Source organism: Hongsoonwoonella zoysiae, assembly GCF_013266695.1.
Taxonomy (GTDB): domain Bacteria; phylum Pseudomonadota; class Alphaproteobacteria; order Rhizobiales; family Stappiaceae; genus Hongsoonwoonella; species Hongsoonwoonella zoysiae.
The window spans coordinates 398,669-423,797 of sequence record NZ_JABRXF010000003.1; the positions used below are offsets into that span (position 1 = coordinate 398,669).

The window sequence follows — 25,129 nt, forward strand, 5'->3', positions numbered from 1 at the left end:
TTCAGAGCTTTTAGCCTTCGCGTGTGGCAACGGCAAGCAGCACCCTGACCTAACGCCCTGAACTCACAATTCTGGTGGCATTCAGGGGTAGACAGGAATATATACCGATGGGTAAACTGAAATCGGGATAAATTCCTCTTCACACGTGAACGGCCTGATATGCGGTCTGCGGACCGTATCACCAAAGGAGCGAAGAAATGCTCTCCCATGATCGCGTCTGGGCCGCGATCGACATGCTCGCCCGCCGCCACGGCCTGTCGCCATCCGGCCTTGCCCGGCGCGCCGGCCTTGATCCTACGACCTTCAATCCGTCAAAGCGGGTGGCGGGCGACGGGCGTCCACGCTGGCCCTCGACGGAATCGCTTGCCAAGATCCTGGAGGCGACACGCTCCGACCTCACCGATCTGTTTGGAATGATCGCCGACCGCAACCAGCCCGATCTTGCCGGAAATGACCAGAGGCGAACAGTACCGCTGCTTGGCATCGCGCAGGCGGGCGCCGGCGGCTTTTTCGACGACGGCGGTTTTCCCGCAGGCACCGGGTGGGACGAGATCGCCTTCCCGGACGACGGGCGGGAAAGCGTCTATGCGCTGGAGGTTTCGGGCGACTCCATGCAGCCGCTCTATCGCGACGGCGACGTGCTGATCGTCTCTCCCGGCTCCGCCGTCAGGCGTGGCGACCGCGTGGTCGTCAGGACGCTGGAGGGTGAGGTCATGGCCAAGGTGTTGCACCGGCAGACCGCACGGAATGTGGAACTGCATTCGCTGAACCCCGAACACGCGGCGCGCACGATCGAACTGAGAGATATAGAATGGATCGCGCGCATTATCTGGGCCAGCCAATAGCCGAAGCGGCAGGAGGCGACGATGAACATCAAGGGTTGGTGCATGGTGTTGATCGTTGCTATGGCCGGTGCCGGCGCGCTTTCCATGATACCCGAACCGCAAGGCGACTTCCGCGAAAAGCTGGCAGCTTCCCAACCGGAGCCTCTAATCGACAAACCGCCGGTCCATCCCGACAGCATCCGCGACGTTACGCCCGACGACGTGCTGCCGCATCCCCGGATCACCGGGCCGCTGAAGCGCGTTGCAGGCGTGCGCCCTCCCCCACCCGAACAGGTGAAACCCGATGAGACGCTGAACTTCCGGCGCCCGCTGGTACTAGATTCGCGTAGCCTGCGCGTCAAGAAGACGACGATCCGCCTTGCCTATCTGGCAGGCCCCGACCTCGGCGAGAAATGCCCCTCCCGCCTTGGCGGCGACTGGCCATGCGGGATGCGCGCGCGTACGGCGCTTCGCGGCCTCATCCGCAATTACGCAATTCATTGTTACAAGCATTTTCAGATCGGCGAACACGAGATCAACGCAAGCTGCACAAGGGGGCCGACCGACCTTACCCGCTGGATGCTGGAACAGGGCTGGGCGCGGCCGACAGAGGATGCCCCCAAATACCTGAAGAACCTTTCGCTGGCCGCTCAGGACGGCAGAAAGGGACTATGGCAACTCGACGGTTCTTTCTCCTGGTCGCAACCAGCGTTGGGCACGCAGGTGCAGGAACCGGACATTCCGCTCGACGATATCGAGATACTGCCCACAAACGAAGCTGACGCCGACACGCCTCCCTCCCCCGGCGAGGCGTCCACTGGCGACATATTATGGTCGGTGCGTCCGTGAGGATCGCTATTCGATGAACTGCGCCAGATGGCGCCCCCAGGCTTCGAACCCTTTCTCCGAGGGGTGAACGCCATCACCGCAAAAGGCATCCGCCGGCAGGGCTTTCATCGCGGGAATCGCGATCGCGCCACGTTCGACGCAGAGCCGGCTGCCCACCCGATTGAGGATATCGGCCCGCAATTTCAGGACCGCCCCGAGAGAGGGCGAGATCAGCGGCATTTCGTTGGGGTCCAGCACCTGCGACCAGTAAAGGCGGCTGTCGGGAAAGCGAGCCTTGAGTGCATATAAAAGTCCGCCAAAGCCGTTCTTGAAGCGCCTCCCGGAGTGGAAATTCTTAACGTCGTTAAAGCCGACGCAAACCAGGATATGCGTGTAGGGCGCGGGCTCCAGATTGTGCACCACGTGATCACGCAGTTGATCAGACGTTGCGGAGTTGAAACCTGCGCCGCGCCACCTCACTGAGCGCCCGGTTTTCTCGTTCAGCCCGCACGCAAGTGCCGGCGCCAGACCATCCGCCTGCCGCCCAATCCCGATCGCCGCAGCCGAGGAATCGCCGAGAACGAGAAGATGGACAGTCTCGCCTTCACCTTCGACATAGCCGCTGGTCGGCCCCTCGCCCGGAGGAAGGCGGAGCGACCGCACCCTTGTCCGCAGGCCTTCCACCGCATAGAGGGGAAAGCTTGCCCAAGAGACGAAAGAAGCGATCACCCCACGCTCTCCAACGGCTGATTATGCTGCAAGTTCACCGGAAAGCGCCTTGCGGATCAGCTCGCGCGTCTCGCCGATGCCGTAAAGCGCCACGAAGGAGCCAAAGCGCGGCCCCCTCTCCTGCCCGAGCAGGATCTGGTAAAGCGCGCCGAACCAGGCAACTGACACACCAGGACCGCCATCCGGGTTCTTCTTTTTGTGATCCTGATAACGCTCGATCGCGCGCGCAACATCGAGAACGGCGTTCTGGATCGTCTCGCCATCCGCATCCACCGGCAGGCTTGCAAGTTTCCGGTCAAGCTCCTCGAGTGCGGCACGTTCGACATCATCCGGCGCGCGGAACGTCTTCGTCGGTTTCACGAAATCGTCGAAATAGCGGATCGCATAACCGACGAGTTCATCGAGCTTGGGATGGCTTTGCGGCGTCACGCCCGGCGCATAGCGCGAGATGAAGGCCCAGAGCACGGCTTTGTTCTCCGCATTCGATGCCGAGACGAGATTGAGAAGCATGGCGAAGGAAACAGGCACATCCACCTTCGGCGGATTGCCGGAATGAATATGCCAGACGGGATTGGACAGCTTCTGCTCCGGCGCCATCGCGTCGACCTTCGACAGGAAGGTGAAATACTCATCCACCGCCTTCGGGATGACGTCGAAGTAAAGCTTCTTCGCCGCTTTAGGTTTGTTGTACATGTAAAGCGACAGGCTTTCCGGCGAGGCATAGGTCAGCCATTCGTCGATCGTCAGCCCATTTCCCTTGGACTTGGAGATCTTGCGGCCCTGGTCGTCGAGAAAAAGCTCGTAATTGAAGCCGTCCGGCGGCGTTCCGCCCAGAGCCTTGCAGATCTTCGAGGAAAGCGTCACGCTGTCTATCAGGTCCTTGCCTGCCATCTCATAGTCGACGCCAAGCGCGAACCAGCGCATCGCCCAGTCGGCCTTCCACTGGCATTTGACCGCACCGCCCGTAACCTTCGTCTCGACCCTCTCGCCGGTTTCCGGGTCGATATAGACGATCGTGCCCTTTTTCACGTCACGCTCGACCATCGGCACCTGAAGGACGATGCCGGTGCGTGGGCATATCGGAAGGAAGGGGGAGTAAGTCGCCCGCCTCTCTTCGCCCAATGTCGGCAGGATGATGTCCATCACCTTGTCGTAGACCGCAAGCATCCGCAGAAGCGCCTCGTCGAAACGGCCGGAGGTGTAATAGTCGGTCGCGCTTGCGAAGTCGTATTCGAAGCCGAAGCGGTCGAGAAAGGCACGAAGACGCGCATTGTTCGCCGCACCGAATGAACGATGCTCGGACCCGAAAGGATCGGGGACCCGCGTCAGTGGCTTGCCGAGATGGGCCTCCATCATCTCGCGGTTCGGGACATTTTCCGGCACCTTGCGCAGACCATCCATATCGTCCGAAAAACAAAGCAGCTTCGTCGGCACCTGATCCCCGGTCAGAAGGCGAAAAGCGGTGCGCACCATCGTCGTGCGCGCAACCTCGCCGAAGGTGCCTATATGCGGCAGGCCGGAAGGGCCGTAGCCCGTTTCAAACAGGATCGGCCGGTCGGACGAGCGCTTTTCCACCCGTTTGACCAGTTTGCGCGCCTCTTCGAACGGCCAGGCTTTGGAAGCCTGCGCCGCCTCGACAAAAGAGGGCGACAGGTCGAGTTCGGGCAGGGATTGAACGCTCATATCCGGTTGGTTCCGCTAAAGGGGGTGTGTTGCATTTTTTCGTGGAAACACGACACGGAAGATGGCTTGACACTTTCCGGTCGCGCGGAAACTAGAAAAGCCGGAACCTTCCGTCAATCTCGACCGCACCTCATTTCGTATATTGCCCGACGAGGCTTTGTTCGCCAGCATCGGGGCGAGGCCGAAATTCGAAGCTTGCGGACACCCGCCCTCCCGCTTACTTGTCGTAAGCTAGCCGGCTTCTACGGAAAATCCGGAAGTGGAGTGTCTAATGGAACCAGCTTCTCATATGCCAGGAAAGGCACGGATAACCTGATGACTTCGACCATTTCGCTGCATGACGCGCTCATTTACGTGATGGTGATCACCTCGGCAGCAGACAGCGCGATGACCGACCGGGAGCTTTCCTCCATGGGCCAGGTCGTGCGCACGCTGCCCGTCTTCAACGGTTTCGACGAAAACCGCATTATCCCGGTTGCCCAGGAATGCGGGGATCGGCTGCAGGCGGCAAACGGCATGAATGACGTGCTCGACCTCATCGTCGCAAGCCTGCCGGAGCGCATGCGCGATACCGCTTACGCGGTTGCAGTGGAAATCGCGGCGGCCGATCTCAACGTCCAGCAGGAGGAATTGCGCCTCCTCCAGATCCTGCGGGACAGGCTCGGCCTCGACAAGCTTACCGTCGCCGCGATTGAGCGTAGCGCACAGGCAAGATTTCGCACGGCCTGAGGTTTTTCAGCATCACGTTATCCCCGGGACGATCCATTCGACCGGTTTTCCGACGAAATAGCCCTGCGCGAAGGTCACGTCCAGTTCGCGCAGGATGTCCATCGTCTCCCGATCTTCCACGAACTCCGCCGTAACCTCGATACCGAGCTTGTTGGCCACGGCTACGATGCCCGCGACTATCGTACGCTGGACCTCGTCGCTCGCGACGTCACCAATGATCGAGCCGTCGATCTTCAGGCAGTCGATCTCGAACTGGCGAAGATAGGCGAATGAGGAAAGCCCCGCGCCGAAATCGTCAAGAATGACGCCGCAGCCGCGGTTTCGAAGCGCCCGGATGAGCGCCTGCGCGGTTGCCATGCTGCGCACCGTTGCCGTTTCCGTAATTTCGAAGGACAGGCGCGAGGCAAGGTTCGGATATTGGCCAAGCTTTTCGAGCAAGAGATCCTTGAATGCCGGATCGCCAACCGACTGCCCAGACAGGTTGACCGAAAGGCGCAAGTCCTCAGGCGCTGCGCGAAGCCGCTGCAGGACGTTGCAAATGACCCAGCGATCGATCTTCGGCATCAGGCCATGACGCTCCGCCGCCACGATCAGCGGGGCCGGCGGCAACATCTGCCCGTCCTGACCTGCCACCCTCAGTAGAACCTCATGATAGACGCGTGCGCTGCCGTCGATGGCCTCGATCGGCATCGTAAAAAGGCAGAACGCGTTTTCATCCAGCGCCTGCTGAAGAACTTTCAGATTGCCGACATGCGCCTGGCGTGCAGCCATTTCCCGGTTGCCCGGCTCGAAAACAAGCGTCCGCCCCCCACCTGTTTCCTTGGCAAGCAGGCAGGCCTGATCGGCCCATTTCATGAGATCGCCCGGGGCAACGGGATTTGCTCCGATATTCTTGCCGTCAAGAAAAGCGATCCCGACACTTGCATCGACCGTGAAGACGCTTCCGCCCCAATCAAAACGCATCGTCTGAATGTTGGAGACGATCTGACGCCCTATTTCCTTTGCACCGCATTCACCGAGGCAGGACACCACAAGCGCAAACTCATCCCCGCCAAGGCGCGCCACCATTGCGCCGTGGCTGACCTTGAAAGCCTTCAGCATCTCGCCGATCTGACATAGCAGCGCATCGCCCGCCGCATGGCCCGCAAGGTCGTTCACAACCTTGAAATTGTCGAGATCGATCGTCAGCAGCGCCGCACATTCGCCCTTTTGCGAAGCATTGGCGAGAAGCTCTTCAAGCCGCTCTTGCAGCGCGTATCGGTTGTAAACGCCGGTAAGCGCGTCCTCCCGCGCCCTGCGGCGCATCTCCTTGGCCATCAGGGCGCTGCCGGTAATATCGCGGATGGTCACCACCGCTCCGGTGATCTCGTCCTCGCCTTCCCGGTAGGGATACATGCGAACATTTACGATCTCAGGTGCCTGGCCCTCCTTCGTCAGATCCAGATCGAACTCGAGCGACTCTCCGGCGAAGCACCTGTCGTATTTTTCCTGGCCGTGCTTTTCGAACAAATCCCAGCCGATCATGTCGCCAAGGTGACAGCCAATGATGTCTTCGGGCCGGCGCTGATGATAGGCGGCATTTGCATCATTGCAGAAGCGATAGCGATAATCCGTGCCAATCACCCCCACCCTGTCCGTCGTCTGGCGCAGAACCTCACGGTACATCGACAGGCGTTGCTTGAGTTCCTGCTGCTCGCTCGCCTTGATCGCGGAAATGATCGTGCCGACAATCTCACCATTACGATCACGCAACGGAACATGAGAGATGTCGAGAATAAACCGTGCACCCGAACGATCCGTCTGCCATTCCAGCAAACGCGTGGATTCACCTGACAAGGCCTGATCGATCGACGGTTTTCGTCGTTCGAAAATCTTCTTCCCGATCGCCGCTGCGATCGGGTGTCCGATAACGTCATCTTTCGTCAGGCAGAAATCGTCCAGAAACTTCGCATTCGCTTCCCAGACGATGTAATCGCGGTCGCAAAGCAGCGTCGACGCAGGTGAGGCGTCAATGATCGCATCGCGCCTTGTGTTCGCATCTAACGGTGGAACGAGCGGGTCGGCGACGGAGGCGGCATTGGTATGAGCGCTCTCCTCGAAAGCTGCACAGCCATCGTGATCGGACTTCGCCTCCGATTCATCCTGCTTCAACCCCGAAGCATTCGACAAGGAGTGCAGATCCGCTACCGCGCCCATCACTTTACGCTGCGAAAGTATTTCGCGCTTATGTTTGTTCCCGGCACGAGCCATCGCAACAATTGACGCCTTCGATTTTTATCGTTGAAGGCGATTGAACATGAAACAAATGAATACTTTATTTCCTGGACACCCTTACCGGCAAAAAATCGGCTAATCAGAATAGCCTCTTCAACCCCAGTATACAGAAGGTTTCTACCCTTGGTTTATAACATGCGCCAGTTCAATTTATGACACGCCGCGCATCCGGCTTGTCGAGAGAAAAGGCGGGAACGGTAACATTGAAGAACTCGCCCGAATCCGATTGCATCTGGTAGGAGCCAGACATGATGCCGGAGGCCGTCGTCAAAGGACAGCCGGAGGTATATTCGTAGCGTTCACCCGGACGGATGATCGGCTGTTCCCCCACAACACCAGCCCCACTAACCTCGTTGACCTGCCCGTTCGCGTCCGTAATCTTCCAATAACGCCTCCTGAGTTGGACAGTCTCCTCACCCAGATTCACGATCTCGACGGAATAGGCCCAGAAAAAATGCTTGTCGTCCGGATCGGACTCTTCCGCGATATAATACGGCTCGACAGTCACCTGAATATTGCGTGTAACAGACTTATACATCGATCGATTCTGCCCACTTGACTACTATTCCATTCAGAAATGCCGTTATATGTACCGCACGACCCTCTTGCTGTTAATGCAAATTTTCGCGGAAAATGAGAATTGTGAACGCAAAAAATAAGTTACAAATTCACCTAGATTGTATTCTTCCCCAAAGTTGCATGTATATAAATCACACCAAATACAAACGTCATTTTCTTCGACAAAGTAACGTCTTTAAATGGCATATTTTAAGTATGCAATTTTTAGAGGAACTGCTCAACCCTCGTAAAAACAGCGAATACTCAGTACGTTCTCACCCAATCTCGCCGCACTTGACGGGGAACTCGATAGCCGGTGAGTTGCGCCCGGCGACGGAATAGGCCAAGAGCATGCAGCCAGACGATGAAAGGCCATGAATGTTCGACGCCAGGCTTCGCCGCATCATCGACCCGCCACTGAATGCTGTGGGCATTCGCCTTGCCAGATCGGGCGTCGGCGCGAACTCTGTCACGATTGCGGGCTTTGTCAGTGGGCTTGCGGCGGCGGTTTCAATTGCAACCGGATATTGGTTCGCCGCACTCCCGCTGATCGGACTGAACAGGCTCGCAGACGGGCTGGACGGCGCAGTCGCCCGGGCAACCCAAAAGACCGACCTCGGCGGCTATCTGGATATCGTGCTGGATTTTTTCTTTTACGGCGCGGTGCCCTTCGCCTTCGCGGTTCATAACCCACTCACGAACGCCTATGCGGCGGCGGCCTTGCTGCTCGCCTTTTACATGAACGGCGCAACGTTCCTCGGTTTCGCGATCATGGCCGAAAAGCGCGGCATGAGCACGGACATCCAGGGCGCTAAATCGCTCTATTATTTTGGTGGGCTTGCCGAAGGCGCGGAGACGATCGCCGTCTTCACCGCAATGTGCCTGTTTCCGGATTGGTTCCCGGTAATCGCATGGGGATTTGCCGGGATATGCGTCATCTCCGCCCTATCCCGGCTGATACTCGTATCGCAAATGCTGCGAGGTTGAAAGAAGCCGCTTTCAGCCCGCGCGGTCGAGCGCCCGCGTCAGATCCTCCAGCAGGTCTCCGGCATCCTCCAAGCCTACGGACAAACGCAACAGGCCATCCGAAATATCGAGCTCCGCACGCGCATCTTCGCCGATCGACTGATGCGTGGTCGTCGCCGGATGGGTGATCAGGCTCTTGGCATCGCCCAGGTTGTTGGACAGCTTCACAAGCCGCAGGGCGTTCAGCATGGAAAACGCCCCTTCCTTGCCGCCCTTGACCTCGAAGGCGATCATGGTGGAGCCGGCCTTCATCTGACGCTTCACTACCTCGGCCTGCGGATGATCCTCGCGCCCGGGATAGATCATGCGCGTGACCGCGGAATGGCCGGCCAGCTCATCGGCCAGATATTTCGCCGTAGCCGTCTGGCGTTCCACGCGCAGCGGCAGCGTTTCAAGCCCCTTAAGCATGACCCAGGCGTTGAACGGGCTCATATGCGGTCCGGAATGTTTAACGAAGGGCATCACCTCGTCGGCGATCCATTCCTCGTCGGACAGGACGACACCGCCAAGGCATCGCCCCTGCCCGTCAATATGTTTTGTCGCGGAATAGACGACGACATCGGCGCCGAACTTGAGAGGCGATTGCCAAAGCGGCGTTGCGAATACATTGTCCACGATCAGCCTTGCGCCAGCCGAGTGGGCAATATCGGCGACCGCCTGAATGTCGATCACCTCAAGGGTCGGATTGGTCGGGCTTTCGAGGAAAAAAGCGGCGGTGTTGGGCCGGACCGCCTGCTTCCACTGTTCGATGTCGGTTCCGTCGACAAGGGTCGATTCCACGCCGAATCGCGGCAAAAGAGTTTCCACAATGAACCGGCAGGAGCCGAAAAGCGCCTTGGACGCAACGACATGATCGCCCGCCCTGCAGCAGGCCATGAGCGCCAAGTTGACGGCGGCCATGCCGCTTGCCGTACCGCGCGCGGCTTCCGCGCCCTCAAGCGCTGCGATGCGCTTTTCGAACATGGCGACCGTAGGGTTCGCGTATCGCGAATAGACGAAGCCGGGCTCCTCGCCATTGAAGCGGCCTTCCGCAAGCTCGGCGGTCTCGTAGACGAAGCCTTGCGTCAGAAACATGGCCTCCGACGTTTCCCCGAACATCGAACGTGTCGTCCCGCCGTGTACCAGCATTGTGGCCGGTTTCCAGTCTTGGGCGTCGGTCGGGTCGAGATCCTGTGTCATAAGCTTCATCTCCAGAAATGCAAAAACCCCGGCCGTGAGCCGGGGTTGTGCACACCCGGCCTTTTTAGCGACTTGTTTAACGTGGCTGCAAGCCGGCCGGCTCAAATCACCACGGGACGGAAAGCGTCATACGCCAAGCCCGCTTCCCCGTCAACGCTCCGCCTGCGGCGATCGCGAGAGTGTGTAGCCTTGCGGACGGATTTTACTTGATATCGAGACGATTAACCCGAAACGCGATCCGCGCGTTCAACCATTGTCGTCGGCGTTACCGGCTGAACGAAATCCTGCCGCCGGCCGGGGATACGTTCATAGAAGGCTTCGAGTGGAACGGGGATTTCCGCGGCAGCGTCCTTGCAAATGCGCAGTTGCTCGCGCATATCGGCCGCACCCGTCCGAAGAGCGTCCATCAGCGCTGAGTGCGCTTGCGCCAGCTGACGGAAACACGCCGATTCCGCCAGTTGTTCATCGCCTAGAAGGATATGGGTCGAAACAAGGTCGTGCCGCCCCTTGACCGCGATACGACCGGCCTCAAGAAACGCCAAACCCTTTGCACCCGCCGCGGTAGAAGCAGCAAGAACGATGTCAAAGCCGATGAGCTTCGAAGCGGTCTCGACGCGAGAGGCGACATTCACCGTATCCCCCACGACCGAATAATCGAACCGCGACTGCGATCCCATGTTACCGACGCAAGCCAGGCCGGTCGCCATACCGATGCCGATGCGGACATCGGGCAGCCCCTTGCGCCAGCGCTGTGGCTGCTCTTGCCCGTCAGTTCTGTTGAAGCGGACCAGCGCACTGCGCATTTTCAGCGCTGCCCGGCAGGCATGAAGCTCATGCTCGGGATCGGCGACTGGGGCATTCCAGAACGCCATGACGGAATCGCCAAGATACTTGTCTATCGTTCCGCGCTCAGACGTGATTTCCCCGCTTAGAGCTCCCAGAAGGGTATTCAGGAACTGGATGATATCGTCCGGCGCGAGCATTTCTCCAAGGGTCGTGAAATCCCGAATATCAGCGAACATCACCGTTACTTCACGTGTTTCTCCACCGAGCACCAATGTTTCCGGCTGTCTTTCGATCTGATCGAGGATGGCAGGCGCGACATACTGCGAGAATGCGCGCCTGATCTGCCTCTTCTGCCGGTCGGCCACGAGAAAACGGAATGACGTCGCGGCCAGAAAGATAATGAACCCCCCGGTCATCGGAAATGTGGGGTCCAGCAGCACGCCGTAATTCTGAAAGGCGATCCAGGAAGCAATGGCAATCGCGCCCGCGGCCAAGCCACCGGACAGGAAGGCGACCACGGGGCCTGCGGCCATCGTCATGACCAGCACGAAAAACGCCACTAAAACGAAGCCGGCAAGCTCGACGCCGCCGACCCAGTCCGAGCGGATCAGATAGTCGCTTGCCATGACCTGTTCGAGGAATTGCGCGTGCACGGAAACGCCCGGTACGTTTTCGCCTATGGGCGTTGCGCGAATATCGTAAAGTCCGATCGCCGAAGTACCCACCAGGACGATATTGCCCGCAATCCTGTCGACAATCGCCTGGTCCACCTCATCGGCCAGAACGTCGGCAGCCGATACATACCGACCCGGGTCGTCGATGCCAAAGCGCACCCATACGGTTCCGTCCGGTGCCGTCGGGATCTCGAAATCCCCGATCCGCAAGGACTGGACGATCGTTCCTTCGCTCTCCACCGCATTGACAAGAAGGGTGGAAACCCCACTTGCGACGCGCAAAGCCTCAACGGCAAGGCTGGGGAAGAGATCCGTTCCATCCGTCCAAAGAAGAGGAACTTTGCGCACGACGGAGACGGATTCCGTTGGCGACAGGCTGATGCTGCCGATACCGGCCGCCGCCTGATCCAATATCCAAAGGTTGGTGGCCACGGACGGCAGTTTCGGCAAGGCGGGCGCCGGGTCCACGCCGGTATATGCAAACCCCGTCTTGACTGGCGGTTTGCCTCCTTCCTCGGCATCGACACGCGCAAAGCCGAGGACCGAAGGCGTCATCGAAAGCATTTCTGAAAAAGCGCGATCGTTATCATCGATCTCGCTCATGAGACGCTGGATTTCGCGTGGCGGCATCAGCCTTGTGAAAGCGGGATCGCGAAGCATTGTCGCGGGCGAAAGGCGGTCGGGCTCGGCGAACAGCATGTCGAAGGCGATCGCCGCCGCCCCCATCTGCCCCAACCGCTCCGTCAGCTCCGCCAGACGCGAGCGTGGCCAGGGCCATTGGCCGTATGCACGAAGCGAGGCCTCATCGATGTCAACCACGCGCACCGGGGCGTCGCCGGTTGGCCGCGGCGAGAGGCGCTGGAACTGATCGAACGCCGTCTCCCGGACCGCCCTCACGAAGAAGGGATCGGCGATGCGAACGAGCGCCAGCACCGCGATGCAGATCAGTCCGAAGAAAAGTGCCAGAATTGTAAACCGCTGCAGCATTCGTCCGGCTCATCGCCGTTCAGTTGCCGGACGCGGAACCGGCTGCACCATCTGCGTCGCCTGTTCCCCCCGAAGCGGTGCTTTCTCCTGTGTTGCCCGCGCCTGCGCTATCGCCCCCGGAAACTCCTCCCCCTCCTTGCGAGGATTCCCGCGCGTTGCCCGTAGAGTCCCCGGCTTCGGCGTTTGTGCCGCCTCCCCCGCCGGGATCGCGCGTTTCTGAGGAAATAGGATCCAGTACCGGGGCAGGACCCGGGTCAAGCACTGGGGCGGGGCCAGGGTCAAGCACCGGAGCGGGGCCCGGGTCAAGCACCGGGGCGGGGCGATCGAGCACTTCGGCAGGCACTTCGACAAAGCCGGGTTCAGGCACCTCGGCCGGAGGAACGACGATGACGCGGTCGTTGATCTGACGCAGACGTGGCGCCGGGTCGTGTTTTTCCGGAGCGGTTCTTTGATCCGGGCAGCCGCGCAGGGAAACACGAAAACCGCGCTGCAGGGGCCGCTGCGAAACGATAAAGGGAAAATCACGCCTGACCCGGGCGACCTTCGTCCGCTCATCTTCCAGCAGGCGCACGTTCCGTCGCGGCGACGCTTCCGCCATTGCACATGGCCGGTTCAGCACCTCGCAGCGGCCGTTATTGCCGCACACTGTAGCCGCACCGTCGAAGAGCACGACCCGCGTTGCACCATTTCGTTGGACGGAAAGGTCGAAAGTCGTCCCACGCACGCCAATTGTGGCAGTCGGCGTTTTGATTTTATAGGCTTTTTTGCTGCTCTTTCCCGTAAACATACGGAACGAGCCGCCGAGTGCGCGAATAGTGAAATTGTTCGCCCGGCTTTTGGAGCGCAGAAGATAGGATTCAATCAAGAGCGATGAACGCGGCCCGACGACCAGCTTCGTCTCGTCGCTGAATACGAGATGCACAAGCCCGGCCGCATCCGTCGTTATTCGGTCCCCTGTCGTAACGGCCGTTCCGGTGACGATGACCACCGAAACTTCCGAATTGATCTTGCGGGCCGCCGGTTTGCTGTCGACGGCCTTGCCGGCTACAGGTTGCGCTGACACCGCGCCGCCTGTCCATGCAACAAGCAGCAGGGCGCACAATATGCCGCCGACTTTTTGGAAGATACTACCGGGCAGATACACGCCCTTACCCTTCCCTGTGAAGATGGGACCAGAATTTTTCTTGATTGAGATATTATTTTTTCAAATTTTACATAATGCATCTCAAATTAAAAGTAATATTTTCTTAGCGATATCATTTGCGATTGTTGAGCGGCGGAATGACGACCTGCAACCTGCGAAAATACGAATGTCCGAACCGCTTCCCCTTCCGCCCGGCATGCGCTAATGACGGAGCTGAAACCTGTAGACGCACGACGGGCGGGCAAATAGAAAATGATTGCCGCGAAGAACGGAATACTACCGGCACAAAGCCTTAGAGAGCTTTTCGCGGATGGCGCGGTCGCGGCAGGGCGGGAGCCGGATTCCGATCAGATACAGCCCGCCAGCCTCGACCTGAGGCTCGGCCCGCTCGCCTATAGGGTGCGCGCGTCTTTCCTGCCGGGCCGAACGTCGGTGGAAGAAAAGCTCGACGCCCTCAAACTGCATGAATTCGACCTGTCGCATGGCGCCGTACTCGAAACCGGCTGTGTCTACATCGTGCCGCTGCAGGAGAGCCTCGCGCTGCCGCAGGATATCTCCGCCACGACCAATCCGAAAAGCTCGACCGGCCGGCTCGATGTTTTCACACGCGTGATCACGGATGAGGGCCGTGCGTTCGATACAATACCCGCCGGCTACAAGGGCAGGCTTTACGCCGAAATCAGCCCGAGAACCTTTCCGGTTCTGGTGCGCGAAGGCTCCCGGCTGTCGCAGATCCGCTTTCGCCGCGGCGACCCGATGGTAAGCGATGCGGAGCTTGCGACGGTCCACGACGAACACACGCTCGTCACCGGCGGCGACGAGCTGATCGGCGGCGGCGTGCAACTGACGATCGACCTGAAGGGGGAAGCGACAGGCAGCCTCATCGGCTACCGGGCGAAACGGCACACCAGCGTCATCAACATCGATGCCAAGGCCGCGCAGCACCCGCTCGATTTTTGGGAACCGATCGTAAACCGCGACAAGCCCTGGCTCGTGCTCGATCCAAATGAGTTTTACATCCTGGTATCGAGGGAGGCGGTTCACGTTCCGCCGATGTTTGCAGCCGAGATGGTGCCGTTTGACCCGTTGGTCGGCGAATTCCGCGTGCATTACGCCGGCTTCTTCGACCCCGGATTCGGGCACACGGGTGCAGGCGGTACAGGATCCCGCGCGGTGCTGGAGGTAAGGTCGCGCGAGGTGCCCTTTATCGTCGAACACGGCCAGACGGTCGGCCGTCTCGTTTACGAACGTATGACCGAGCGTCCGGAAACGCTTTATGGCGAGGGTATCGGCTCGAACTACCAGGGTCAGGCGCTGAAACTTTCCAAGCACTTCAAGGCCAACGTCTGAACATCGAAGAATGTCACACATTAGCGGGCCACCGCTTCCGGGGAGAAAAGCTCCATGAAGCTGTTGGTGCCTGAAGGCGAAAGTACCGGCGAGTTGGAAGACCGGCGCTCGCGCTTCATCGCCCACTTCGTTCCGATCGGCATATTCGAAGCACGCCTTGCTGACCTGCGGGCGGAACACCGTAAGGCAAACCATTTCGTTACCGCCTTTCGCCATTTCGACGAGTCCGGGCACATCGCGGAAAGTGCGAAGGACGACGGCGAACCGGCGGGCACCTCCGGCATGCCGTGCCTGAAGGTTCTGACCGGAGCGAACATCATAGAGGCGGGCGTAATTGTCGTGCGGTATTTCGGCGGTACGAAACTTGGTGGCGGCGGCCTTTCGAGAGCCTATTCAGGCGCTACCACGCTGGCGATTGACGCAGCTAACCTCAGGCCCTTCGTCAGGCAGGCGAAAAAGGTCGTGCACGCCACCTTCGAGGAGATGGGCGAACTTGAAAAGCGACTTGCCGTGGCAGGGGTTGCCATCGAAGACCGCCGTTTCACCGAAACAGGTGTAAGCCTGGCTGTGTCAGGCGAGGAAGGCGTTCTGGAAAGTCTCGGCGATTAGTATCTCGCCTGCTGCTCCTTGCGAAGCTCTTCGAGTTCACGGCGCAGAGCCCTTACTTCCTCAAGCACGATCCCTGTTTCGTCGTGAATTGCCTGGCGGTCGGCCTCGGCCAGTTCGTCATGCTCCTTTTGCATCGCGGACACGATAACACCGATGAACAGGTTCAGGACGGTGAACGCGGTGGAAAGGATGAAGGGCACGAAGAAGGCCCAGGCCATCGGATGCTTTTCCATCACTGGCCGCACAATGCCCATCGACCAGCTCTCAAGCGTCATGATTTGGAAGAGCGTGTAGACCGATCCGCCGAGAGTACCGAACCATTCCGGGAAACTGGCACCGTAAAGCTTCGTCGCCATGACGCCGAAAACATAGAAGACAAGGGTCAGCAGCAGGATGATAGACCCCATGCCCGGCAGGGCGGCGACAAGGCCTCCGATGACGCGTCGCAGTGACGGCACAACCGATATCAGACGCAGGACACGCAATATCCTGAGTGCCCGCAACACGGTTAGCGGACCTGAGGCCGGCAGCAGCGCAAGTCCGACGATCACGAAGTCGAAAATATTCCACGCGCCGCGAAAGAACGACAGGCGGAAGGCATAAATCCGCAAGGCAATTTCAACCACGAATACGGCAAGTGCCAGCCTGTCTATGAACACGAGAATGCCGCCCGCGTAACGCATGGCCGTCTCACTGGTCTCAAGCCCGAGCGTGATGGCGTTTATGACGATCACCGTGACGATCGTCATCTCCCATTTTTTCGACCGAATGAGTTCCTGGAGCCTACCGCGCATGATCCGCCTTTCCTTTCGCGTGAGCGAGACGCGTGAAAGGTGGCATCGGGGGGCACAAATTCAAGCGAAGTTTATGTTCTTCCGATCTGCTTTAGGTCGACGGTGCGATCCGGCTTGACAGAAGCTGCGAAGCACCGCGATATAAGCACTGCTTCGCGGGTGTAGCTCAATGGTAGAGCAGAAGCTTCCCAAGCTTACGACGAGGGTTCGATTCCCTTCACCCGCTCCAAACCCCTCTCCATATTTTTCTCGGCATCCAATGCTTCGCTTGCCGTCTTGTTCGTGCGGTCATTGCTTCACTGAGAGGCGGTTCTCCGTTTTTCACACCGTTCATTCCCGGCCGTTTGGCAAGGCCATGCGGCGTTTTCTGCCAATGGTGAGGGCGACGGATGAATTCGAACACCGCGTGATAGAAAGCGAAGCTCTGCAAAAGCCAATAGACGGGGATTCCCATCACATCGCGAGGCCGAAGCCTGATGCCACGCCTGGCGCCCCCCGAAATCATCCCCAGAAGAGAACCTGCATAACTCATCGAAAGCCCGCCGGCGGCAAGAGCTACGATGCAATCTCCCGCCAGACTTCCCCGTAGCGGATAGGCGGCGAGGCCGGACAGGTGCAACCCGACGATCAATACGAAGATCGGATGAAGCGCCAGCGTCATGATGATCGAGGCGAAATAGACCAGTATGACGATCAGCCCCGGCTGGTCCAGGTCTCCCGCCAGCCTCGGCGGATCGCGAAAGGAAACCATAAGGGTTTGCAGCCATCCCTTCAGCCAGCGCGTCCTCTGTCCGTGCCAGACACGCCAGGTCAGCGGCGCTTCCTCGAACGTGGTGCTGTCCAGAACCTCCAGGCGGTAGCCATGCCGGCAAAGCCGGATGCCGAGGTCCGCATCCTCTGTCATGTTGAAGGGATCCCACCCTCCAACCCGCTCCAGCGCTTCGCGGCGAAAATGATTTGACGTACCTCCAAGTGGAATTGGCCAGCCTCGCGCGGCCAGCCACGGCAGAAAGCGATCGAAGAGCGCCGCATATTCAAGCGCGAACTGACGGACCAGAAACCGGTTGTCGACATGATCGACGGCAAGTTGAGCCTGAAGGGCCGCCACTTCCGCTGGAAGTTCGGCAAAGGCGCTGGCGGCCATCCGCAGTTGTTCTGGCCCAGGTCGGTCTTCGCCGTCGAATATGGTGACGAGTTCGCCTCTTGCTTGCGCAAGCCCATGTGTCAATGCGCGGGGCTTGGAGCGCGGAATACCGTCGGGCACGACGATGAGACGCATCCCGGCGCCAAGCTGTCGTTGAACCGCGCGACGGGTTTTTACATCATCCTCTTCCAGAAGAAATAGGATTTCCCTACGGGCAACCGGATAGTCGAGCCGCGAAAGAGCGTCGACGAGTGAACCCGCCACGGCCTCCTCGCGGTGCAGCGGGACCAGTACCGAGTAGAACGGCAGCAGTTCATCCGGCAAGCGCGAGGACGGTTTTAGCGGTGGTCTTGCGGATAGTGCGGATGCGGTGCGCGCGGTGGCGAGCGCGATACTGCTTCCCGTAGTCACGACCGAGGTGAAAAGAGCCAATATCTCCGGCGGAACGGTCATCCCGGCGGCTGTGAACGCTGCTGCGACACCGTAAAACCAGCTCTGTTCGGGCGACAGCCTGATGCTGGCGGAGAATTCAGGATGCCGAACTTTGAGCCGGAGCGCCGGATCGGACTCCATTACTGCAGATTCGATTCCATCCCGGCTGGCGAAACAAACCTGATGGCGAAGGGGTTCGTATTTATTGAAAAACTTCAAAAGGGCCGGCAAGCATTCCGGCGATGGAACGACGACCAGCTTTTCCGCTCCGTCAATCCGCTTGCCAAGCGCCAAAGGACCGGTCAGCCTATCGATTTTTCCTCGAACCGGGTCCCCTATTCCACGCACGCTGAACGTGCCCGCGGGGAGAAAAGGCACCCCGCACAATTCCGCTGCCACGCTGCACCAGGCTTCTTGAGAAATATAACCGCCATCAAGAAGAATACGGGCCGGTGCGAGCTTCGATCGCACGGATGCCGCATACGCGTGTGATGCGAGAACGCCGCTGAAGCCACGTCTGACAAGGCAGGCCAGATCCGGGTGAATGCGCTGCTCTCGCGCCGTATGCCTTTCGGCGTGAACCCTCCCGGTGCCATCTTCGATTCCGGTACCGGAATTTCGTGATAATGTGCGCTCGCTAGTGAACAGGTCCGGATCAAATCGCAATGCTTCTTAAACTCCCGACCGGTCGGGCTTCCACCCGAAACGATCGGATGGAATCCGCAGGTTATCTTGGGCGATCTGGAAAAACGCGCATTTCTCCCGTGGTATCGGCAATCCTTACGCTGTCACTCTATGCGTGCATTTGCACGCTTTCAATACTCATGGTCGCGAACCGGAGTCTCGCTCAAACTTCGGGAGACTTTCCCGTTCCGCCGAATTTCTGGGATCCCAGGGCCACGACGGAAGAAACGGGCGTCCCGCCGGAGACAATCCAATTTCTGGCGACCGACGATTATCCGCCCTTTTCCTTTCGCGACTCGACGGGCCGTCTGACCGGCTTCAATATCGACCTTGCGCGCGCGATATGCGAGGAGTTGAACAGCGCATGCTCCATGCGCATCAAATCTTTCGACGCACTGATTCCCGCGCTTATGCGCGAAGAAGGCGACGCTATAATCGCGGGCCTCGCACCGACCGAGGCCAACCTCAAGACCATGCGCTTTTCGGATACTTACGTCGGACTGCCCGCTCGTTTCGTCGCACGGCGCGGTGAAGAGGTGCTTGCAATCCCCGAAGAGCTCGACGGAGAAACGATCGCTGTGGTCGCGGGCACCGTGCACGAAAGGTTTCTCCAGCGCTTCTTCACACTGTCGGATATCACCACATATGAAACGCGCGAGGAAGCGCGCGCAGCACTTATGGAAGGCAAGGCAAAGGTCTATTTCGGCGACGGGCTGTCACTGTCGTTCTGGCTGAATGGAGCCGCCTCGCGGGACTGTTGCGAGTTTGCCGGCGGACCATGGCTGGAACCGGGCTATTTCGACCGGGGCCTCGCTATCGCCTTTCGGGCTGACGACGTATTGCGCCAGCGTGCCATCGACGATGCCTTGCGCCGCCTTCAGGCCAAGGGAACCTATTCCGAGCTTTACCTGCGCTATTTCCCCATCAGCTTCTATTGACCAAAAATCAGGACCGGTCCGGATGACAGACTTTCTATGGACGCGCCCTCAAAGTGCGCCCGTTTCCACGCTTTTGCTTGCCCACGGGGCCGGCGCGGCCATGGACAGCGCCTTCATGAACCGCTTTTGCGAGGCCGCGGCCGAGAAGGGCATTCTGACAGCCCGCTTCGAATTCGCTTACATGGCCGCCCGGCGAAGCGGCGGCAAGGAAGCCCCTCCCCCACGCGCCGAAAAGCTCGTGCCGGAATATCAGCGTGCGGTCCAGGACCTGTTGGCGGATACCGAGGGGCAGATCCTGATCGGTGGTAAATCGATGGGCGGGAGAGTTGCCGCGATGCTTTGCGGCAGCACTTCCTGTCCGAAACGGGTCAGCGGGCTTATATGCCTCGGCTATCCGTTCCACCCGACGGGAAAACCGGATCAATGGCGCCTTGAACCCTTGCAGGAAAACCGGAGGCCGGCGCTCATCCTGCAAGGAGAGCGCGATCCGTTCGGCAGCAAGGAAGAAATCAGGGCGATTGCCCTGCCCGATCTGATCGGCATCGATTGGCTTGAGGACGGCAACCACGATTTCGGGCCGCGCGGCAAATCGCCGGCCACATGGGAAGGCAACATCGAACTCGCAGCCCGAAAGGCAGGCGAGTTCGCACAAGGGATCATCCGCAAGGGTTAGAGCGCTTTCCAAGAAAGCGGGGGCGCTTTCGTGATCGGAATTCGCTCCACGATCAATATCTTGAGCATATCCTTGTCGCGAAGTCCGACTCAGATTTGGCGGGATATGCTCTGGTTATTCGGCGGGTGTGATGTCGCGCGCCGACGACACGTCTTGCACGCGTTGCGGTTTCAGCGTGAAAAGACCGGCAATGTCGGCGCCGATACCCATCAGCACCGGCACGAGAATGAGGACCAAAACGGTCGCCGAGGCAAGGCCGAACACAATCGTAATCGCCATCGGCATCAGGAATTGCGCCTGCAGGCTCCTCTCGAAAAGAAGCGGCATCAACCCGCCGATTGTCGTCAACGACGTCAGAAGAACCGCCCGTAACCTGTCTTGCGACGCGCCGATGGCAGCCTGGGCAATATTCTCGCCTTCGGCCAGCCGCTCGTCGGTTCGCGCGACCAGGATGATGGAATCATTGACGAGAATGCCGGCCAGGCCGAGAAGCCCGATCATGCTCAGGATCGTCAGATCGAAACCCATGAGGTAATGCCCGCCGATCGCGCCGACGACGCCGAACGGAATGATCGCCATGACGGCGAGCGGGCGCGAATAGCTTGCGAAGATCGCGGCAAGGATCAGGTAAATGGCGACGAGGGCCGCAATCGTACCGAGTTGCAAATCCGCGAAAGCATCCTCCCGCTCTTCTTCGCGGCCCGAAAACTTGTAGCCAATGCCGTATTTGTCCGCGACAGCCTGGATCTTGCCTGACGAAAGGTCGCGCACGATTTCGATGTTCGAAGTCACCTCGCGATCGACATCCGCGGTCACGCTTACCGTCGTTTTGCCATCGCGGCGCTGAATGACGGAAAATCCCTGCCGGTCGGAAAGCGTTACGACCTCGCTCAACGGCACGAATTCGCCGTTCGGCGCCTTCAATGAGAGGTCTCGCAGCATGCTTGCGCCGGCCTTCTCCTGCATCTGCTGAACGCGGATCGTGATCTCTTCCTCACCTCGCGCAAAACGACGGGGAACAGCTCCTTCGAATGCATTGCGTATCTGGCGCGCCGCGCTTTCGACCGTGAAGCCCAACGCCCGCCCACGTTGCGTCAGTTCCATGACGAGTTCGGGTTTGCCGTGGGCAAGATCATCCGACACGCCTGAAACGCCCGGGTATTCGCTCAGAAGTTCCTGCACTTCCAGCGCCGCCGCTTTCAGAACCTCAGGCGCTGCGTCCAGCAGGCGGATATCGAGATCGCGTCCGGGCGGGCCGCCGCGCCGCTCGTAGATCGAAAGGCGGCTGACGCCGGCGATAGGCGGCACCTTTCTGCGCCACGCCTTGACGATTTCCGGCGTACGCACCGTCCTGTATTCCGACGCCGTGAGTTGAACATCGATCCCGGCGACGTTATCGCCACGGTTGAACCCGGCCTGGCCCAGCGTTGCGAAGGAAGCGACCACCAGCGGCTCGTCGCGTCCTTCCGTCAGTGCGCTTTCGGCGTCGCGCAGGGCACCTTCGATCGCCTTGAGCGCATCGATGGAATCCTGCTCGTCGATACCGGGATTGAAGTAGATCGTGGCTGTGATGTTCTCCGCTTCCGGCGAGGGAAAGAACACAAAGCCGACGCGCCCGCCGCGAACGAGCCCAGCGCAGATGATCAGCGAACCGATGACCAGCGCCACCGTGACATAACGCCAGTTGAAGGCAAGCGTGACGACGCCCTTGAACGGACGATCCCGGAACCAGCCGAAAGCTGCATCGAAATTGCGACGGAAGAGGCCTGGATGATCGACAACACCCCGGCCTGCTTCGGCACGCCGCCGCAAGGACAGGGCTGCTTCGAGGGCCAGGGCCATGAGAAAGAACGCGCCAATCACGCCGGCATCAAAGGCAATTTCGCCGAGCGCCTCGCGCCAGGAGCGGGCGGGCACGGCCAACCAGTCGAGATAGGGCGGGACGGCGATATCCGGTCGGCCGGCAAGCGCGATGATGAAAAGGGAAGGCGCGCCGGCGATCATGATCACCCGCCACCAGTTCCACGAAGGACGCCCGGCAAGCGAACTGGCGAGATGACCCGGCAGGACAAAGAAACATTCGACGAGACTTGCGATCACCACGGCGACAACGACGAGCGGCAGCACCCCCATGATCTGGCCGATGGCATCTCCGATCAACAGGATCGGCAGAAAGGCGGCGACCGTGGTCAGGCTTGCCGCAGTGACGGGCATGATCATCCGCCCCGCCCCGTTTTCCGCGGCCGTGACCGGCGTGTCGCCCATTGCGCTTCGCGTCGCCGTATGTTCGCCGACGACGATGGCATCGTCCACGATGATGCCAAGCGTCATGATGAGTGCGAAGAGCGAGATCATGTTGATCGTCTCGCCCATGACCCAGAGGATGCCGATTGTCGCCAAGACGGCCACAGGTATGCCGGCCGCCACCCAGAACGCGATACGCGCGTTCAAGAAGGCGAAAAGTATCAGCACGACGAGGATCAGCCCGCTCAGACCGTTTTCAACGAGCAGCATGATCCTGTCGTTGAGCAGGTCGGCGCGGACCTCGTATTTCACCAGTTCCAGGCTCTGCGGCAGTTGCGGCGCTATCTCCGTCAGATATTCGTCGAGGATCTGGTTCGTCTTCAACGTATCGGCGCTGGCCGAGCGCTGAACGGTCAACTCGACCGCACGCAGGCCGTCGGAAAACCCTTGCGCCTGAGCCTCGTCGAACTGCTTTTCCACCTTGCCGATATCGCCGATACGGATTTTTTCGCCGGTTGGAAAGGTCTTGATGTCGATCTTCGCGATCGCCTGCGGCGAGGTGGTATCGGCAACGGCCCTGATCTGCCGCTCGACACCGCCTTTTATATCACCGGAGGGCAGATCGCGCGTGTTCTGGGCGATCTTTTCGGCGACATCGGCGATCGTCAGGTCAAGGCGCCTCAGTTCGCGTTCCGGCAAGAGCGCAACATATTCCGTGTCGCGAAAGCCCGAAAACTCCACCTTGTCGATGCCCCGGTCGATCAACCCGTCGCGTATCTGGCGGGCAAAGGCTTTCAGCGCATCCTCCGAAAACGGCCCGCGCAGGGCCACCCTTGCCACGCTGTCGAACCAGTTGGAGACCGAAACGACGGGAACTTCGGAATCTTCGGGCAGCGTCGTGATGCCGGAAATCGCCTGATCGACATCCGATAGCGCCTTTTGCATATCCGCGCCGTCAATGAACTCAAGACGGACCGAGGCCACTCCCTCGCGCGCATAGGAAGTGATCTCCTTGACGTTGTCGATGAAGCGCAACTCCGGTTCAACCGCCTGGAGAATGTTGTTTTCAACGTCTTCCGCGCTGGCACCCGGCCAACTGACCGAGACGTTGATACGGTCGGTCACGATCTGTGGAAAGAATTCAGTGTTGAGCTTGGCGATCGCAAATGCTCCGAAGAGGATCATCATCGCCATGACGAGGTTGGCGGCGTTCGGGTGCCGGATGAAACGGCCGATGAGACCAACAGGGCGCAGCCCGCGCGTTGCCATCACTCAGCTCCTTCGCCCTGCTCAGGCGAACGGGCGGCAGTCTCCCCGCCGACCCGGCGGTCTTCGCGGCCACGCGCAGCATTGTTCTGGTCGACGACCTTCAGCCCTTCCCCCGCCTCGGCAATGCGCGTGGCGACGATCACATCACCATCCCGAAGGTCGCCTTTGACGATTAGATGGGATTCGTCGAAGGCAAGCACCTCGACGTCCCGGCGCTCTGTCCTGCCGTCCACGACGACAAAGACATGGTCCGCACCGTAAAGGGCGGCTTCGGGAATGCGGGCGGTGTCATGATAGGTCTGATCCGCGAGCCTGGCCTCCACGAAAGCGCCGGGTCTTAGCGGCGTCTTGCCATCTTCCATCGTTACTTTCGCGTAGGCATCCACGCCGCCGCGCGCGAGCGCGACATCGGCACCAACACGATCGATGGTCGCCCGATAGACGACAGGCTCGCGGCCGATATACCAGACGACCTTTACCGGGCGCCCGATCACCGTGCCGGCGTCGGCGACAATACGGCCATATTGATTGTCCGACAGCGTCAGCCGAACTTCCAGGTCGTCCCGATCGTAGAGCGTGGCCACGACGTCGTTGACGCCGACGAGCCGGCCGACGCCCGCAGCTTCGGTGCGCACGATCCCGCCGAATGGCGCTTTCAACACCGTATCGGCAAGGTTTCGCTCAGCTTCCCGCACGCGCCATTCAAGCCGATCTAAGGCGGCAGCCTGCTGTTCCACCTTGGCCTCGGCTACCGCCACCGCGTTGCGCCTCTGTTCCACGGCCTGCCTGCGCTGTGAGAGCAGAAGTTCGCGCTCTTCGACGGTACGTTGCGTCAACGCGCCACTTTCAAGAAGTTGTTTCGCCCTGTCGAAATCCTTGCGGGCGAACTCCAGCTGTTCCTGTGCCCGCTCCAGGTTGTCCCGTTCCGTTGCGATGAGGCCCTGGTTTTCGACCTGACGCGCACGCGCTTCGGCAAGATTGGCCTTCGCTTCGACCAGCGCACCCTCATAATCGAACCGGTCTATGCGTACGAGTTCCTCCCCCTTGGCGACAAAGCCGCCCGCCTTGAGGTTTTCGGAGTTGTAGACGATCTCGCCTGCCACGAGCGCCCTCAGATCAACAGTACGCGCGGCCACGATTTCCCCGTAGAGGTTTAGCACCGGGGCATGGTCGGCGATCTGGACCGGGGCCATATCGACGACGTATTCCGTCTCCCGCCGTTCCCGCTGGGGCACATCCGGTTTCGTCAGGATGAAATAACGCATTCCCTGATAGGCGCCGAAAAGGATTGCGGCGACGAGCAGCGTCTGGAGCAGCGCCTTGAAGACGAGCACAAGTCGGCCCGTACGGCGAGGGGCTTCAGCCTCGTGCCGCTCGAGAGAAACCGCCCGCCCTTCTTCAGTCCGTTCGTCCTGCAACTGCTTCAACATTCACGTCACTGTCCGCTCGGCCGCATTGATCCGGAGCCCATTCCACGAAAGCCGAGGCGTTTTCACGACCGGAAACCGCTCCAGATTCAATATGCTCTTAAGTTATAGGGCATTTCCCGCCGAACGGATTGACGAGCCGCA

18 protein-coding genes, 1 tRNA gene, 2 pseudogenes and 1 riboswitch are annotated in these 25,129 nt (G+C 59.8%); of the genes and pseudogenes, 10 read left to right on the forward strand and 11 right to left on the reverse strand.

What is annotated here, in order from left to right:
• Positions 1-197 precede the first annotated feature (197 nt).
• From HPQ64_RS20825 to HPQ64_RS18245, 3 genes and pseudogenes are all read left to right on the forward strand, one after another.
• Positions 198-390: pseudogene (locus HPQ64_RS20825) on the forward strand (helix-turn-helix transcriptional regulator); the annotation flags it as partial.
• 77 nt (positions 391-467) lie between these two features.
• Positions 468-845 (forward strand): annotated as a pseudogene (locus HPQ64_RS20830) (S24 family peptidase); the annotation flags it as partial.
• Between the two features lie 21 nt (positions 846-866).
• Entirely contained in the window at positions 867-1,673 is an 807-nt protein-coding gene (locus tag HPQ64_RS18245) for a thermonuclease family protein (protein ID WP_172890060.1), read from the forward strand.
• Between the two features lie 6 nt (positions 1,674-1,679).
• Here HPQ64_RS18245 and HPQ64_RS18250 read toward each other — a convergent pair whose 3' ends face one another.
• Both HPQ64_RS18250 and HPQ64_RS18255 read right to left on the reverse strand, forming a co-directional pair.
• Positions 1,680-2,381 carry a GDSL-type esterase/lipase family protein gene (locus tag HPQ64_RS18250; RefSeq protein WP_172890061.1) on the reverse strand — a complete coding sequence of 234 codons (702 nt, stop codon included), beginning with the start codon at positions 2,379-2,381 and terminating at the stop codon, positions 1,680-1,682.
• Between the two features lie 21 nt (positions 2,382-2,402).
• Entirely contained in the window at positions 2,403-4,064 is a 1,662-nt protein-coding gene (locus HPQ64_RS18255; protein WP_172890062.1) for a lysine--tRNA ligase, read from the reverse strand.
• A gap of 315 nt (positions 4,065-4,379) precedes the next feature.
• Here HPQ64_RS18255 and HPQ64_RS18260 point away from each other — a divergent pair, with 315 nt between their 5' ends.
• A complete protein-coding gene (locus tag HPQ64_RS18260; RefSeq protein WP_172890063.1) occupies positions 4,380-4,793 on the forward strand; it encodes a tellurite resistance TerB family protein in 414 nt (137 codons plus the stop codon).
• Positions 4,794-4,805: 12 nt separating this feature from the next.
• On the opposite strand, the gene HPQ64_RS18265 is transcribed toward HPQ64_RS18260, so the two are convergent.
• Both HPQ64_RS18265 and apaG read right to left on the reverse strand, forming a co-directional pair.
• Positions 4,806-6,962 carry an EAL domain-containing protein gene (locus HPQ64_RS18265; protein WP_172890064.1) on the reverse strand — a complete coding sequence of 719 codons (2,157 nt, stop codon included), beginning with the start codon at positions 6,960-6,962 and terminating at the stop codon, positions 4,806-4,808.
• 250 nt (positions 6,963-7,212) lie between these two features.
• Positions 7,213-7,605, reverse strand: coding sequence for a Co2+/Mg2+ efflux protein ApaG (gene apaG / locus HPQ64_RS18270; protein WP_172890065.1), 393 nt, complete (start codon positions 7,603-7,605; stop codon positions 7,213-7,215).
• A 398-nt stretch (positions 7,606-8,003) separates the two neighbouring features.
• Between apaG and HPQ64_RS18275 the strand changes: the two genes are divergently transcribed.
• On the forward strand, positions 8,004-8,612 hold the full coding sequence (locus HPQ64_RS18275; RefSeq protein ID WP_172890066.1) for a CDP-alcohol phosphatidyltransferase family protein: 609 nt from the start codon (positions 8,004-8,006) through the stop codon (positions 8,610-8,612).
• A gap of 12 nt (positions 8,613-8,624) precedes the next feature.
• On the opposite strand, the gene HPQ64_RS18280 is transcribed toward HPQ64_RS18275, so the two are convergent.
• The 3 genes from HPQ64_RS18280 to HPQ64_RS18290 all read right to left on the reverse strand — a co-directional run bounded on the left by HPQ64_RS18280 (position 8,625) and on the right by HPQ64_RS18290 (position 13,340).
• Positions 8,625-9,839, reverse strand: coding sequence for an O-succinylhomoserine sulfhydrylase (locus tag HPQ64_RS18280; protein ID WP_172890067.1), 1,215 nt, complete (start codon positions 9,837-9,839; stop codon positions 8,625-8,627).
• 34 nt (positions 9,840-9,873) lie between these two features.
• A riboswitch (SAM riboswitch) is annotated at positions 9,874-9,953 on the reverse strand.
• A 98-nt stretch (positions 9,954-10,051) separates the two neighbouring features.
• Entirely contained in the window at positions 10,052-12,277 is a 2,226-nt protein-coding gene (locus tag HPQ64_RS18285; protein ID WP_172890068.1) for a CHASE2 domain-containing protein, read from the reverse strand.
• Positions 12,278-12,296: 19 nt separating this feature from the next.
• A complete protein-coding gene (locus tag HPQ64_RS18290; protein WP_172890069.1) occupies positions 12,297-13,340 on the reverse strand; it encodes a FecR domain-containing protein in 1,044 nt (347 codons plus the stop codon).
• 333 nt (positions 13,341-13,673) lie between these two features.
• Here HPQ64_RS18290 and HPQ64_RS18295 point away from each other — a divergent pair, with 333 nt between their 5' ends.
• Positions 13,674-14,771, forward strand: a complete 1,098-nt coding sequence (locus tag HPQ64_RS18295; protein ID WP_172890070.1) for a 2'-deoxycytidine 5'-triphosphate deaminase — start codon at positions 13,674-13,676, stop codon at positions 14,769-14,771.
• A gap of 54 nt (positions 14,772-14,825) precedes the next feature.
• A complete protein-coding gene (locus tag HPQ64_RS18300) occupies positions 14,826-15,380 on the forward strand; it encodes a YigZ family protein (protein WP_172890071.1) in 555 nt (184 codons plus the stop codon).
• On the opposite strand, the gene HPQ64_RS18305 is transcribed toward HPQ64_RS18300, so the two are convergent.
• Positions 15,377-16,174 (reverse strand): ion transporter, encoded by a 798-nt coding sequence (locus HPQ64_RS18305; RefSeq protein WP_172890072.1) that lies wholly within the window; start codon positions 16,172-16,174, stop codon positions 15,377-15,379. The two genes, HPQ64_RS18300 and HPQ64_RS18305, sit on opposite strands and share 4 nt — an antisense overlap.
• A 155-nt stretch (positions 16,175-16,329) precedes the next feature.
• Here HPQ64_RS18305 and HPQ64_RS18310 point away from each other — a divergent pair.
• A tRNA-Gly gene (locus HPQ64_RS18310) sits at positions 16,330-16,403 on the forward strand.
• Here the strand turns inward: HPQ64_RS18310 and HPQ64_RS18315 are convergent.
• Entirely contained in the window at positions 16,392-17,891 is a 1,500-nt protein-coding gene (locus tag HPQ64_RS18315) for a glycosyltransferase family 2 protein (protein WP_172890073.1), read from the reverse strand. The two genes, HPQ64_RS18310 and HPQ64_RS18315, sit on opposite strands and share 12 nt — an antisense overlap.
• 572 nt (positions 17,892-18,463) lie before the next feature.
• Between HPQ64_RS18315 and HPQ64_RS18320 the strand changes: the two genes are divergently transcribed.
• Both HPQ64_RS18320 and HPQ64_RS18325 read left to right on the forward strand, forming a co-directional pair.
• Positions 18,464-19,372 (forward strand): transporter substrate-binding domain-containing protein, encoded by a 909-nt coding sequence (locus tag HPQ64_RS18320; RefSeq protein ID WP_210260364.1) that lies wholly within the window; start codon positions 18,464-18,466, stop codon positions 19,370-19,372.
• A gap of 22 nt (positions 19,373-19,394) precedes the next feature.
• A complete protein-coding gene (locus HPQ64_RS18325; RefSeq protein ID WP_172890074.1) occupies positions 19,395-20,045 on the forward strand; it encodes an alpha/beta family hydrolase in 651 nt (216 codons plus the stop codon).
• Between the two features lie 114 nt (positions 20,046-20,159).
• On the opposite strand, the gene HPQ64_RS18330 is transcribed toward HPQ64_RS18325, so the two are convergent.
• Positions 20,160-23,558, reverse strand: coding sequence for an efflux RND transporter permease subunit (locus tag HPQ64_RS18330; protein ID WP_172890075.1), 3,399 nt, complete (start codon positions 23,556-23,558; stop codon positions 20,160-20,162).
• Positions 23,558-24,988, reverse strand: coding sequence for an efflux RND transporter periplasmic adaptor subunit (locus HPQ64_RS18335; protein WP_172890076.1), 1,431 nt, complete (start codon positions 24,986-24,988; stop codon positions 23,558-23,560). Before HPQ64_RS18335 ends, HPQ64_RS18330 begins: the two co-directional genes overlap by 1 nt.
• Between the last annotated feature and the right edge of the window lie 141 nt (positions 24,989-25,129).